The organism is Dyella sp. CR10 (assembly GCF_055814425.1).
This window is the reverse complement of the sequence record NZ_CP185986.1, coordinates 4048006-4062088: the sequence shown is the minus strand read 5'-3', so window position 1 is coordinate 4062088 and position 14083 is coordinate 4048006. Positions and strand designations below refer to the sequence as shown.

Below are 14083 nucleotides of genomic sequence, written 5' to 3'. Positions count from 1 at the left end.
GCGGCCGTCCAGACGGCCGCCAATGCCACCTATCCCTCTTGAGGTTATGTATGTCTAACGTATTACGTTATGCCATGGTGTGTCTGTTGCTCGTCACGGGTTTTCATGCCGGGCGGAGTGAGGCGGGCGTCATTATTGGCGGTACGCGCGTGGTGTATCCGTCTCAGGAGCGAGAGGTCACGGTCAAGCTCACCAATCAGGGCACCAAGCCGTCGCTGGTCCAGGTCTGGATGGACGATGGCAATGAAAAGGCCAGCCCCGATTCGGCTCGCGTACCCTTCACCTTGACGCCGCCGATTTTTCGTCTCGACGCGGGCAAGGGTCAGGCTTTGCGCATGGTGTACACGAAGGAGCCTTTGGCGACGGACAAGGAAACCCTGTTCTGGCTCAATGTGCTCGAAGTGCCACCAAAGTCGAATAACCCCGAACAGCGCAACCAATTGCAGTTCGCCTTCCGTACTCGCATCAAGGTATTTTTCCGTCCGAGCGGCCTGCCTGGCAAAGTGGAAGAGGCACCGGATCAGCTCACCTGGAAACTGGTGAGCACTGAAGACGGCAAGGGTTATGCGCTGAAGGTCAGCAATCCGACGCCTTATTACGTGAACTTTGCCCAGGTGGGTATCAAGGTCGGCGACCGCAGCATCGACGAGCAAGGAGGCGGCATGGTGGCTCCGGGCGCTACGTCCACTTTCCCGATCAAGCAGCTCACCGCACGCCCTGGTGCCGACGCGAAGGCTGAGTTCTCGGTGATCACCGATTACGGTGCGGTCAACAAAAAGGGAACGCCGCTCTCGTTCTGAGTGCGCGCCACCCAGCTTTTACCGATCAAGTCATTGAATGTTTTCAACGCGCTACTGGTCTTTGTGACCGTGGCAAGGGTGCTTGCCGCCGGATGGCAAGCAGGAGAGTTCTGTGTCTCGTATGGACCCCAGTAACGACGCTGCATCCTTGAAGGCAAGGGATGGGTTGCGCTTGGTTCTGCTGCCTGCCCTGGTCATGGGGGCACTTATGCAGCCCGCCTATGCGGCGGTACTCGATCCGGCGCCGGTCGACCCCGTGGATCCCGCCGATCCCGCTTCGCCCGCGGTCAGTTTCGATCAGGACTTTTTCCCGGTAGGTCACGCGCCAAAGGTGGACTTGTCCCGTTTCGAGAAGGGGAATGTGGCGCTTCCGGGCACCTATCGCGGCGACGTCTACCTCAACAAGAAATGGCGGGCGCGTGCCGACATTGTGCTGGCCAATGTCGCCGGCAAAGATAGTGCGCAACCTTGTTTCGACGCGGCCCTGCTCACGCAATACGGTGTGGATCTCCGGAAGGTTGCCTCGCACGCCGATCCCGGCGCGCTGCCCAGTCGCCCCATTCCGGCCACCGGGCAGTTCTGTGGCCCGATCGGCGATTACATCCCTGGCGCGACCGAGGAGTTCGACAGTAGCGAACAGTCGCTAACGCTTTCGGTACCGCAGATCTACACCCTGCGCGACGCGCAGGGCTATGTCGACCCTTCGCAATGGGATGCGGGCATTGATGGCGGCGTACTCAACTACACCGCCAATGCCTATCGCAGTGACAACCGGGGCAACGCACAGACCAGCGCTTACCTGGGCATCAATGCCAACCTGAGCTTGGGTTCCTGGCATCTGATGCATATGGGTTCGGCCACCTGGACCGAGCATCAGGGCGTCAGGTACCAGAACAGCGCTACCTACGTGCAACACGACATTCCGGCCTGGAAGACGCAGATCCAGGCGGGCGACGTCTATACGTCCGGCGATATGTTCGACAGTGTGCGCCTGCGTGGTGTGCGCCTGTACACCGACGAACGCATGCTGCCTAACTCGCTGCGCGGCTTTGCTCCCATCGTGCGCGGCGTGGCTGCGACCAATGCCAAGGTCGTCGTCAAGCAGCGTGGTTACATCATCTATGAAACCTCGGTGGCGCCCGGTCCCTTTGTCATCGATGACCTGTACCCGACTGGTTACGGCGGCGATCTCGATGTCGAGGTAACGGAGGCCGACGGCCGTATCGTGCGCTTCTCGGTGCCTTTTGCCTCAGTGCCACAGTTGCTGCGTCCCGGGCAGAGTCGCTGGGAGGCAGCCACGGGCAAAATCGAGCAGACCGGCACACTCAATACGCCATATATGGCGCAACTCACCTATCGGCGTGGCTTGACCAACCGGGTGACCGCCTATGGCGGTGCGACGTTCGCCACGGCATATCATGCGATCCTGGCTGGCGCCGCACTCAACACGAACCTGGGTGCCTTCTCGGCAGATCTTACCCAGGGCCGCAACAAGGTGCCGGGGCAAACCGGCACGACCGGCCTCAGCTTCCGTCTCGGCTATAACAAGAACATCGAATCGACCGGCACCAACTTTGCGGTGGCGGCGTATCGCTACTCCACCAGTGGTTTCGTCAGTCTCAACGACGCCGTCAGCATGCGTACCGCGGTGGCGCACGGCGTCGATGCCAATGTGGTAGCGCGTCCACGCAGCCGTATCGATGCCAGCATCTATCAGAGCTTGGGCAACCGTTACGGTCAGCTCTACTTTTCGGGCTCGGCCAGTAATTATTGGAACCAGAACGGGCGCCAGGTGAGTTTCTCCGCGGGTTACAGCAACCAGTGGAAATCGGTGTCCTACAGTTTTACCGCGCAGCGTACGCGCGACAGCATCGCCTACGCACCCGTATCCAATATCGGCCCAGTGGACAGCATCCCAGGTGCGCTGAACTTGCCCAACAGGCCCGTCTTCAATACGCGTCGGGATACAACTTTGTGGTTCACCCTCAGCGTGCCGCTGGGTGCTGCTCCCAGGTCGCCGATGCTTAACAGCTCGCTCAGCCATTCCGACTTGAATGGCAGCAACAGCCAGCTAGGCATCAGTGGTTCGGTGGACGAAGACCGCCGCTTCAATTACAGCGCCTCGCTCTCGCATGCGAGCGGCAGCACCAACGCCGGCCTGTTCGGTCAGTACACCGGCGGCCAGGGCAACGTATCGGCCGGCTATAGCCACGGTCGCGGTTATAACCAGGTCAGCGCCGGCGCAACCGGTGCGCTGGTGGTGCATTCGGGCGGCGTCACATTGTCGCCGCCCACCGGTGAAACGGTGGGTTTGATCGACGCACCCGATGGCGCGGGTGCTGGCGTGAATGGCCCGCGAGGCGCCACGGTGGATTCGCACGGTTATGGCGTTGTCACCAATATGATGCCGTACCAGCTCAACACCGTTGAACTCGATCCCAAGGGTACGTCTACCGACGTGGAGCTGGATGGCACTTCACAGAAGGTGGCGCCGCGCGCCGCGTCGATCGTGCGCCTAAAGTACAAGACCAAGGCCGGCCGCGCCCTGCTGATCGATACCGCTCTGCCGGACGGCACGCCAGTGCCGTTTGGAGCGGATGTGCTCGACGAAAACGGCAACAGCGTGGGTGTCGCCGGCCAGGCGAGCCGCATCTTTGTACGCGGCGTCGAAAAGTCGGGACCCTTGACCGTGCGCTGGGGCGATGGTGCCGACGACAGCTGCCACATCCAGGTCGACCTGCGGCCGCGTGTCAAGGGTGCGCATACCGACTACGAAAAAATGCAGCTGCCCTGCGCTCTGGGTGCGGCCCCGACAGCGACCGCGCCAGTCGCCAAGTCATCCGCCACGTCCACGGATACAGCAAGCCTCCAACAGAAGGGGCGGGACATCGTCAGTGCCGTCACCTATGCCGGTCTGGGCTATCCGAGCCAAGCCGCCGTCCAGCGCTGATCAGGAGAAGCGCCATGAAACTCAGCCACGGGCGTTCATACAACGATGGAAAAGTTCGAGTTGTCGTGTGCGCAAGGCAATGCATCGGCGACGACATCGCGATCCTGCGGTCGCCAATGCCCCGCAACAGGAAGCCGCCGCGCTCGATCGCACTAGCATCGGTAATCAGATCGTCAGCGCAGTCATCGCTACTGGCCTCGGGTTATCCAATTCATCGAACGCGCAATGATCGAAAGGCAGATACGCTCATGAACCAACGAATCATTTCGCACAAAGCAACCTCGCGTCGCGCGCTCCTTGTGCTTTCGCTGAGCATGGCGTTTTGCGCGTTGAGCGGTGCTGTACATGCCGATACGTCGAACGTCACCATACAAGGCAACATTCAGCAGGGTACTTGTCAATTCGCGGCGGGCGACGACAACAAGGTCGTCAATTTGGGAACGCTGCCTGTTTCTTCGTTGCCGGCCAGCGGTGCAGCGACGTTCGTGCCGTTCACGCTAACAGTCGAGAACTGCGACGCGGGTTTGACCCGTGTGGACTTTGCGTTCACCGGCACGTCGGATAGCACCGATCCCCTGCGCTTCAAGAATACCGGTACCGCTACCGGCATGGCCGTGGAACTGGAATCGGCGGACGGCGTGAACATAGGCGCCAACGGTACCAACAACATGCGCAGCGTTCAGATATCGGGTAGTCAGGCCGTTATCAATTTGCAGGCAGCGCTCTGGCACTTGACGGGAATGGCCGCCACGGCAGGAACAGTGTCGGCGGTTGCAACAGTTAATGCGACCTACAACTAAAGCCACGCCCCGACATCAATCCACTTGATGGATCAACAAATCCATCGGATCCACTTATAGGACTTCCCTATTGAGAAAACGTGGATTTTGGCAAGTTCTCTTGCCACTTCTGCTGCTGGACGATAGAGGTCACAGCAGAATCGGAATCAGCGGACGGCGTGTTGTGGGCGCCGCGGATCAAAGAACAACCGGATGCGCGCAAGGATTCGCGCGTGAATACTTACCTTAGTGCCGGTTCAAGCCAAGCTAATTCGGATGCTTCCAAATGAAATCACTATTCCCGAAAATCGTCTTCTCGGCGTTAATGCTTTCTGTTCTTCTTGCTTCGTTGGCAGTCATGCCCGCCATCGGTGCAGGGAACCCGAGCACGTTTGGTGGAGGCATGGCGCGCAACGCTCCTTGTAGTGCGAATAACATAATAGGTTTAACGGCATCGATTGATTTCGGATACATAGAGGTTAAACCGTCGACTGCTATTGGTTACCCTATAAGTCGTGTCGTGTCCACACCAACGGCCTATCCTGGCCATACTGGTGGGCCCTGTACTTACTGGCCTAGTGGATACGGTGTTAGTGCACAGAGCTCCCTCACCCCATCTGGGGTTGCTTCGGTTCCCCCTGGTGGGACCGTTTACAAAACAAACATACCCGGCGTAGGCATTCTATTTACAGCAACACCTTACCAGTTGGTTGTTGATAGCTGTCTGCCGAGCAACTACAATCAGCCTGTTACACTACCTTTCAGCATTACATGGCCGTCCACATGTGATGCAGTTGATGGGCACCCGACCCAATTCACCGCCGCACTCATAAAAATAGGCCCGATTCAATCCGGGGCCTGTCAAATGGCTCAGCCCGTAGCATCGCAAACTGCTAATGGCACGCCGGTTTATACGTTACAAAATGTCACCTGCACTATCGTGGCCCAAAATCCCACTTGCGAAATTATCGCTGGCGACGTCACCAAGACAGTGACGCTACCGACTGTCAATAGCTTGGTTTTCCAAAACAGTCAAAGCGCAGGAGATACGCCTTTTACGATTACTGCTGGTAATTGTCAGAGCGCTAATGCAGCAACCTTTACATTCGCTGGAACATCCGATGCGGCGAATCCTGTGCTGTTCAAGAACACGGGAACAGCGACAGGCGTAGGTGTGCGTATTTATCCGGCCAGCAATACCAGTCAAACGATCGGCGCCAATGGCACAAACAACGTGCAAAGAGTCAACGTCAGTGGTGGACGAGCGGTGCTGTCGCTGGGTGCGCAGTACTACAAGGCGAGTGCTGCAGTCGGTGCCGGTACCGTGTCAGCCAAAGCGACCGTGACAGCGACATACAACTAACAATAAAAAAGCGGTGTTCGATGGGTGCCTTCGTAAGATGGCACCTTCTTTTCTAAGCAATTGCAGCGATGCGAAGGCATACGTGAAACGCCCTCGTACTTTCGAGTCATCCGGACGTAGAGGTTTGGATGGTGCGATGGCATAACGGATAGGCGACAGGCCGCCGAGAGAGCGATGCGGTCGGTCATGGTTGTAGCGGTGTTGCCAGTCCTCAGTTATGCGTCGGACTTCGGCCAGAGCGGGCCGGACGATCGTCACGCGCTCGCGGGCAATAGTGGCGCGCCGAACCCGACAGAACGCCCTTCAGCGGGTGATGCTCCAATGCCAAGTCGGTGTACATACGCTTGAGGCGCGTCAGTTCGGCTTCCACATCCTTCAGATGCCGCAATTGCGGCACCTCCATACCAGCGTACTTGTTGTTTCAAGCGCAGGACGCCGGCGCGCCGATGCCGTGTTTACGGCACGGTTCGGCCACCTTCGCACCCGCCTCGACCTCTTTGAGGATGTGCACGATCTGTTCTTCGCTGAATTTCGACTTCTTCATGTAGAGCCCCTTGGCTGGGAAGCTCTACTCCTATCTGGTTCGAATCAACGAGGACGCTTCAATCCCTGCCAACCCGAGGGAATGTGCTTCAGGCGGACGGCATGAGAAGACGACTGCTGCCGCTTTACGACCAACTTGCTCTATCGCGATACCGATGGATGGTGGTTTCTCAACAGCCTGCTAGTACTAATGCATTTTAGGATGAGTCTTATGTATTGCACTTCGGGCAACGCATTTTGGGGGTATTTCTTTAGGACCCATCTTATATATCGCACTTCGGACAATTTATAGAATTTTTCCATCGGCTGGCGCGGCGCGCTGTCGGTGCCTCCAGGGAAGCGATCCACACCATCGAACGGACTTCTTGCGCGAATCGATCGCGTAGGGAGAAGAGGTGCTGCAACCAACACTCACCAAACCGAAGGCAATCTTTTATGAACACTATTTATCGTATCGTTTTCAACACCGCGACCAACAGGTGGGTCGTCGCCTCCGAATTGGCCAAGGGCCGCAAGAAATCCAAGCTGCTCGTCACGGCACTTGCCTTGGCGCTTGCCGCACCTTTCAGCTCCGTTTTCGCTGCGACGGGCGACGCCTGCGTTACCGCGAATGGCACGAGCAGCGAGATTGATGCAGCGGGTCAGTGCACCGCGACGTCGGCGGCTGCAGGCACCCGTGCTTCCATCATGATCGCCGCTACCAACACGGAATACGGCCCCGGCGCAAATGCTTCTGGATCACAAGATGCGTCGGCGTACGGCAATCTTTCCACTGCGTCGGGCGCTGCCTCGACGGCGCTGGGTAACGAAGCACATGCCGCCCAGATCAACGCGACAGCTGTCGGCACGGGAGCGAAAGCTACCGGTGCGAATGCTCAGTCGTTGGGATCCAATTCGTCTGCGGCAGGCAGTGATTCGCTCGCTGTGGGCAGCTTTGCATCGGCAGCTGCGCAAAACTCCATCGCGATGGGCAACAATTCGTCCGCGACACAGACCGGCGCCATGGCGGCGGGCTACAGCGCTCAGGCCACCAGTCAGAACGCCACGGCGGTCGGTATCCTCAGCAATGCGTCGGGTGACGGCGCCACCGCACTGGGTTGGCAAAGCGCTGCAGCTGGTAATGGGTCGCTCGCCTTGGGCAGCAATACTAATGTCGCTGCGGCCGGCAACAACTCTGTTGCACTGGGATATAACGCTTCTGTGACGGCAGCAGAATCTGTTGCATTGGGCGCGAACTCGGTCGCTGATGCAGCCAACACCATTTCGGTTGGTAGCAGCACCGCACAGCGCAAGATCGTCAACATGGCGGCCGGCGTTGCTCCGACGGATGCCGTGAACGTGAGCCAGCTTGAGCCGGTGGTTACCGCACTGGGCGGCGGCGCGAGCATCGATCCGACCACGGGTGCGGTGACGGGTCCGATGTATACGGTGCAGGGTCAGACGGTGAACACCGTGGGCGGCGCCCTCTCGACGCTGGACTCGGCCGTGACCACCAACGCAGGCAACATCACCTCGCTGCAGGATCAGATCAACAGCGGTTCCGTTGGTCTGGTACAGCAGAATGCCGCCACCGGTGATATCACCGTGGCCTCGGGTACGGGTGGCACCCATGTGAACTTCGCCGGTACGGCGGGTAACCGTGTGCTGAGTGGCGTGGCCGACGGTGTCGGCGCGAACGATGCGGTAAACGTGAGCCAGCTTGAGCCGGTCGTTACGGCGCTGGGCGGCGGCGCGAGCATCGACCCGACGACGGGTGCGGTGACGGGTCCGACGTATACGGTGCAGGGTCAGACGGCGAACACCGTGGGCGGCGCGCTCTCGACGCTGGACACGGCCGTGACCGGCAACACCACCAACATCACGTCGCTGCAAGATCAAATCAACAGCGGCAACGTGGGTCTGGTGCAGCAGGATGCCGTCACCGGCAACATCACGATGGCTTCCGGCACCGGTGGTACCAGCGTGAACATCGCCGGCATGGCGGGTAACCGTGTGCTCAGCGGCCTAGCCAACGGTACGCAGGATACCGACGCGGTGACCATCGCGCAGTTGAAGGCGATTGGCCTGGTCGATCCGATTGGCGATCCGATGGCGGCGGTGGTCTATGACGACATCTCGCTGGATTCGGTCACCTTCGGCGGCACCAATGGTACCGTGCTGAACAATGTGGCTCCGGGCCTGATCGCCGCGGGCAGCATGCAGGCGGTGAACGGTGGGCAGATCGCTGCGCTGCAGGACAACCTGCAGGGTCAGATCAGCAACCTGGGCAACCAGTACAACGACCTGAGCCAGCAGTTCGACAACCTCAGCAGCCAAGTGGGTGCGGGCAGCGGCGGCGGTAACGGTGGCGATGTCCCCGGTGGTTCGGGTAGCGGCGACAACAGCCTGCAAGTAGGCGATGGCGCCAATGCCTCGGGCAGCAACAGCACGGCCATCGGCAATCAGTCGACCGCGTCGGGCAGCAACAGCACGGCTACCGGGCAGGGTTCGGTCGCTTCGGGCAATGGCAGCACGGCGCTAGGCGAAGGTGCGAAGGCAACCGGTATGGATAGCACCGCGCTGGGTTCCAACTCCACCGCGTCGGGCAACGACTCCGTCGCGCTGGGTGCGGGCTCGGTGGCTGACCGCGACAACACCGTGTCGGTGGGTTCGGAAGGCAACGAGCGTCAGATCACCAACGTCGCAGCCGGTACGGAGCGTACGGACGCGGCCAACTGGGGCCAGGTGCAAGATGCCGTGGCCGGTGTGAAGGACTGGGCGAACCAGCAGTTCACGCAGGTCAACAAGCGCATCGATGCCATGGGTGCGATGAGCGCGGCGTATGGCCAGATGGCGTTCAGCGCACAGGGTCTGAAGCAGCAGAACCGCCTCGGCGTGGGTGTGGGCGCTCAGAACGGCCGGTCCGCGATCGCGGTGGGTTATTCCCGCCAGCTCAAACCGAACATGAACCTCTCGTTCGGTGGCTCCGCTTCGGCGAACGACGTGTCGGTCGGTGCGGGTCTCGCGGTGGGTTGGTAACATCGTTTCCGCAACATGTGTGCAAAGCCGGTGTCTTCGGACACCGGCTTTTTTTCGCCCATTCACTGCATAAACCATCAACCTATATCAAGCAGCGATCGCGTTGGAATCGTCACTGGAATAGAGACAAGCAATGGCTACAACAAACTAGCCATACGTGATGTACGCGATCTGATGGGAACTTAGTTGCTAGGTTCGAGTCGGTGTGACACAGAGGCTGGAAGCGCAAAAAAAAAACAGTGTCTTGTGCGATCAAAGAGTGTGTCGACATCATCGCTAAACCGCATCGTCGTGCTAAGCGAAGACGTCACCGTGCAGATCACCAAGCGCGGCGAACGCCACGCTCTACAACGACCACCTGCCACAACGTGCACTCGACCATCGCACCCCTCGGCAAGCCATCGCCCAATGGCGCAAGGACCGCCCCGAACTCCTTATCAGACAAGTAAGAGCCGCTAACAAAACCTAGCCGCGCCTGATGAAATGGTCGATCCCATGCCCGATGAAGCGATCGTTGATCAGCCAGAAATTGTGGGAAGAGTTGCGGGTGTTGGTGCCGGAAGTATCCGCATCGCCCAAGGGTGGTCGGCCACTTCGGTCGGACCATGCGGCTTTCAATGGCATCTTGTTCGTGCTGTTCCCGGGCATTCCCTGGGAGGACCTTCCTCAGGAGCTGGGCTATGGCAGCGGCATGACCTGCTGGCGTCGTCTGGCAGCAAGCGGGCGCATGGGAGCGCTTGCACCTGGCTCTGTTGGGGAGGCTGCGTGAGTACGACCAGATCGATTGGAGCCGCGCAAGTATCGATGGAGCGAGTGTTTCCAGCCCCCGGGGGGCGAAGAAACCGGCCCCAACCCGACGGATCGTGGCAAGTTAGGCAGTAAGCGACACCTCATCGTGGACCGGCGAGGGCTGCCTTTGGCGCTCGATGTGACCGGTGTTAACCGCCATGACTCGATGGTCTTTGAACGTCTGGTCGACGCGTTGCCCTCCATGAAAGGACTGTCGGGTCGTGCACGGCATCGACCCGACATGCTCCATGCCGACAAAGGGTATGACTTTGCGCGTTGTCGGCGGCGCCTGCGTCGGCGTGGCATCCAGGTTCGTATCGCTCGGCGAGGTATTCACAGCGCCGAACGCTTGGGGCGTCACCACTGGGTCGTTGAGCGAACCCATGCCTGGCTGGCCGGATTTGGCAAACTGCGCATTCGTTTCGAAAGACGATTGACGACTCATCCAGCGCTTCTGCGTCTGGCTTGCTCCATCATCTGCCTACGCTTCATGGATCGGTTTTGTTGGCGGCTCTAAATAATAGTCAGAAGGGTCTTGGCACTTAGGGGGGGGGGGGGGCGACAACTGGACGTGCACTCCAAATTCCTGTACGATTCGGTTCACTAAAGCGACGGGAACTCCTCGCCGCTTTAGCACTCATACTCCCAGAGTGCTAAGCTGAACCCAACTTCAGGAGATTCCACACATGTCTCAAGCCTTGGTAACCGCCAATCTGCCGGTTCCTAGCGTCGTCGGCAGTCTGGATGCCTACATCTCGGCGGTGCATCGTATTCCTGTGCTCAGCCAGGACGAGGAACAGGCGCTGTCGCGCCGTTACAACGAAGAAGAAGACCTGGCCTCGGCCAGGAAGCTGGTGATGTCCCATCTGCGTTTCGTGGTGCACGTGGCCCGCGGTTACAGCGGCTACGGCCTGCAGATGGGCGACCTCATCCAGGAAGGCAACATCGGCCTGATGAAGGCGGTGAAGCGCTTCGACCCCGACCAGGGCGTGCGCCTGGTGAGCTTCGCGGTGCACTGGATCCGCGCCGAAATGCACGAGTTCATCCTGCGCAACTGGCGCATCGTCAAGGTGGCCACCACCAAGGCGCAGCGCAAGCTGTTCTTCAACCTGCGCAAGAGCAAGAAGCGCCTGGGCTGGATGAATGCCGAGGAAGTGCGCGTCGTGGCGAAGGATCTGGGCGTGCCGGAAGCGACCGTGCGCGAGATGGAATCCCGCCTCTCCGGCCGCGACATCGGCTTCGAGGCCCCGGCCGACGCGGACGAGGATGCCAAGCCGGCACCGGAAGCGTTCCTGGTCGATGAGGGCGCCGATCCGTACGACAACATCGCCGATGCCGACCAGGCCGACAATCAGCTGGAAACGCTCTCCGAGGCACTGCAGAAGCTGGACGGTCGCTCGCGCGACATCATCCAGCGCCGCTGGCTCAACGAAGAGAAGGCCACGCTGCAGGATCTGGCCGACGAGTACGGCGTTTCCGCCGAGCGCATCCGCCAGGTCGAGGCCAACGCGATGAAGAAGATGCGCGGCCTGTTTGCCGCCTGATTCTTCGATAGCGCTACTATCGCCGACGGCCCCGATCGGGGCCGTCGGTTTTTGCGCAGCATAGTCGAGACGTCCGGACGTCCAAGCCCATGCCCCGAGTCCTGGTCATCGAAGACGACGAGGTCACCGCCCGCGAGATCGTGGCCGAGCTCAGCGTGCACGGCATGACCGTCGAATGGGCATCCGACGGTCGCGATGGCCTGGCTCGCGCCAGCGCCGAGGCCTACGACCTGATCACGCTGGACCGCATGCTGCCCGGCATGGAGGGCATCGCCGTGGTGGAGGCGCTGCGCCGCCAGCAGATCGACACTCCGGTGCTGATGATCAGCGCACTCAGCGAAGTCGACGACCGCATCCGCGGCCTGCGTGCCGGTGGCGACGACTACCTCACCAAGCCCTTCGCCCCCGACGAGATGGCGGCCCGCGCCGAGGTGCTGTTGCGCCGCCGCCAGCCGCAGCAGCACGAGACGCGCCTGCGCGTCGGCGAACTGGAGCTGGACCTGGTACGCCACGTCGCCTACCGCCAAGGCCAGCCGCTGACCCTTCAACCCACCGAATACCGCCTGCTCGAATACCTGATGCGTCATTCCGGCCAGGTATTGACCCGCACCATGATCTTCGAGGCGGTATGGGGCTTCCACTTTGACCCCGGCACCAATGTGATCGACGTGCACATCGGCCGGCTTCGGCGCAAGATCGACGGCACCGGACAGGCGCCGCTGATCCGCACCGTGCGCGGCACCGGCTACATGATCACCTCGGCTCCCCAGAACGCGGCAGCACAACCATGACTCGCCCCAATGCCTGGCGTTCCGCCACCTCCCGCCTGATCCTGATCTATGGCGCGCTGTTCGCCGCGTGGGGTCTGGTGCTGGTCGGCGTGATCCAGTGGGAGACCACGCGCTATCTCAACACCGTGATCGACCAGATGTTGGAACAGCGCATGCACTACTTGGCGAACACCGATGCCTCGCGCCTGCCCGCCACGGTGGATGCCGCCATCACCATCGATCCGCACGGCGTGATGTCGGTCGGCCTATTCGATGCTGCCGGCAAAGCGCTGGCCGGCAATATCGCACGCATACCGGTGGAGCTGGCGGCGGACAGTAAGGTGCGCCTGCTCGCGCAAGGCCTGCCGCGTCCCGACCGCGACGGCAGCCACGTGCGCGCTCGCGCGCTGGCCACCCGGCTCGCCGACGGCCGCGTGCTGGTCATCGCCAAGGACAACAGCACCGTCGATGGGCTCGGCGCGGTGGTGTGGCGCGCGCTGCTGTGGGCGGTATCGCTCACCGTTATTCCGGGTCTGCTCGGCGGCCTGCTGCTGCGCCGTGGTCCGGAGAAGCGCATCCGCGCGCTGCAGCAGGCCACCGATCCGATCCGCCAGGGCGACTTGACCAAGCGCCTGCCGGTGAGCCGCCGCGGCGACGAAGTCGATGTGCTCGCCGCCATCGTCAACACCATGCTCGACGAGATCGAGCGCCTGATGAACGAAGTAAAAGGCGTTTGCGACAACATCGCGCACGACCTGCGGACACCACTGACGCGCCTGCGCGCGCGCCTGTACCGCGCACAGCAGCAATTGGCCGAACAGCCGGAAGCGGCGCTGGTCGAGGCGAGCATCGTAGACATTGACCAGGTGCTCGGCCGCTTCCGCGCGCTGCTGCGCGTTTCCGAGCTGGAGGACGGGCGCCGCAATGCCTGCTTCGATGAAGTCGATCTCGGCAGCGTGCTGCAGCAGGTGTACGAGTTCTACGCGCCAGTGGCCGAGGATCGCGGCCAGCCGTTCGTACTCGACATCGAACCCACCGTGTCAGTGCGCGGCGATGCGCACCTGCTGTTCGAGGCGCTGGCCAACCTGGTCGGCAACGCCATCAAGTTCACGCCGGCCGGCGGCGAGGTGCGCCTGCGCGCGCGCATGGATAGCCGCGGCCCGCGTATTATCATCCTCGACCAGGGGCCGGGGATCCCTGCGAACGAGCGCGACGCCGTCACGCGCCGCTTCTACCGCGGCGACAACAGCCGCACCATGCCCGGTTCCGGCCTGGGACTGAGTATCGTCAGCGCGATCGCGCGCCTGCATGGCTTCGCGCTGGATATCGGCGAGCCGAAGGAAGGTCCCGGTTCGCGCATCACACTCTACGGCTACACGGTGAAGCCCGGCGAAGTGCCAGGCACCTGCCTGTCGCGCACGGTCGTGCCCGAGCCGGCCGTCGAGCGTATCCCGCCAGTGGCAACTGCCGGTTGACGAACGCTTTCCGGGCGGTACTGCCCGGGTGGACGGCCAAAATGAAAATATC

At 61.0% G+C, this 14083-nt stretch carries 12 protein-coding genes; 10 read left to right on the top strand and 2 right to left on the bottom strand.

Going from position 1 to position 14083, the window contains the following annotated elements:
- The first annotated feature begins 50 nt into the window (after positions 1-50).
- The 4 genes from ACNR9O_RS18325 to ACNR9O_RS18310 all read left to right on the top strand — a co-directional run bounded on the left by ACNR9O_RS18325 (position 51) and on the right by ACNR9O_RS18310 (position 5892).
- Positions 51-800 (top strand): fimbrial biogenesis chaperone, encoded by a 750-nt coding sequence (locus ACNR9O_RS18325; protein WP_473686163.1) that lies wholly within the window; start codon positions 51-53, stop codon positions 798-800.
- A gap of 172 nt (positions 801-972) precedes the next feature.
- Positions 973-3750 (top strand): fimbria/pilus outer membrane usher protein, encoded by a 2778-nt coding sequence (locus tag ACNR9O_RS18320; RefSeq protein WP_473686165.1) that lies wholly within the window; start codon positions 973-975, stop codon positions 3748-3750.
- A gap of 14 nt (positions 3751-3764) precedes the next feature.
- Positions 3765-4550 (top strand): fimbrial protein, encoded by a 786-nt coding sequence (locus ACNR9O_RS18315; protein ID WP_473686167.1) that lies wholly within the window; start codon positions 3765-3767, stop codon positions 4548-4550.
- 265 nt (positions 4551-4815) lie between these two features.
- The gene (locus tag ACNR9O_RS18310) at positions 4816-5892 is read left to right on the top strand and encodes a fimbrial protein (RefSeq protein WP_473686169.1); all 1077 of its coding nucleotides are present in this window, start codon (positions 4816-4818) and stop codon (positions 5890-5892) included.
- On the opposite strand, the gene ACNR9O_RS18305 is transcribed toward ACNR9O_RS18310, so the two are convergent.
- Positions 5857-6150: an integrase core domain-containing protein gene (locus tag ACNR9O_RS18305; RefSeq protein WP_473686171.1), complete on the bottom strand. Its 294-nt coding sequence runs from the start codon at positions 6148-6150 to the stop codon at positions 5857-5859. The two genes, ACNR9O_RS18310 and ACNR9O_RS18305, sit on opposite strands and share 36 nt — an antisense overlap.
- Before the next feature lie 163 nt (positions 6151-6313).
- A complete protein-coding gene (locus ACNR9O_RS18300) occupies positions 6314-6436 on the bottom strand; it encodes a transposase (RefSeq protein ID WP_473686173.1) in 123 nt (40 codons plus the stop codon).
- A gap of 434 nt (positions 6437-6870) precedes the next feature.
- Here ACNR9O_RS18300 and ACNR9O_RS18295 point away from each other — a divergent pair, with 434 nt between their 5' ends.
- The 6 genes from ACNR9O_RS18295 to ACNR9O_RS18270 all read left to right on the top strand — a co-directional run bounded on the left by ACNR9O_RS18295 (position 6871) and on the right by ACNR9O_RS18270 (position 14031).
- Positions 6871-9453: an ESPR-type extended signal peptide-containing protein gene (locus ACNR9O_RS18295; protein WP_473686175.1), complete on the top strand. Its 2583-nt coding sequence runs from the start codon at positions 6871-6873 to the stop codon at positions 9451-9453.
- Between the two features lie 478 nt (positions 9454-9931).
- Positions 9932-10222, top strand: a complete 291-nt coding sequence (locus ACNR9O_RS18290) for a transposase (protein ID WP_473686177.1) — start codon at positions 9932-9934, stop codon at positions 10220-10222.
- Between the two features lie 15 nt (positions 10223-10237).
- Positions 10238-10759 carry an IS5 family transposase gene (locus ACNR9O_RS18285; protein ID WP_473686179.1) on the top strand — a complete coding sequence of 174 codons (522 nt, stop codon included), beginning with the start codon at positions 10238-10240 and terminating at the stop codon, positions 10757-10759.
- Positions 10760-10928: 169 nt separating this feature from the next.
- Positions 10929-11786 (top strand): RNA polymerase sigma factor RpoH, encoded by an 858-nt coding sequence (gene rpoH / locus ACNR9O_RS18280; RefSeq protein WP_473686181.1) that lies wholly within the window; start codon positions 10929-10931, stop codon positions 11784-11786.
- Positions 11787-11875: 89 nt separating this feature from the next.
- A complete protein-coding gene (locus ACNR9O_RS18275; protein ID WP_473686183.1) occupies positions 11876-12577 on the top strand; it encodes a response regulator transcription factor in 702 nt (233 codons plus the stop codon).
- Positions 12574-14031, top strand: coding sequence for a sensor histidine kinase (locus tag ACNR9O_RS18270; protein WP_473686185.1), 1458 nt, complete (start codon positions 12574-12576; stop codon positions 14029-14031). The genes ACNR9O_RS18275 and ACNR9O_RS18270 overlap by 4 nt, the downstream gene beginning before the upstream one ends.
- The last annotated feature ends 52 nt before the right edge of the window (positions 14032-14083 follow it).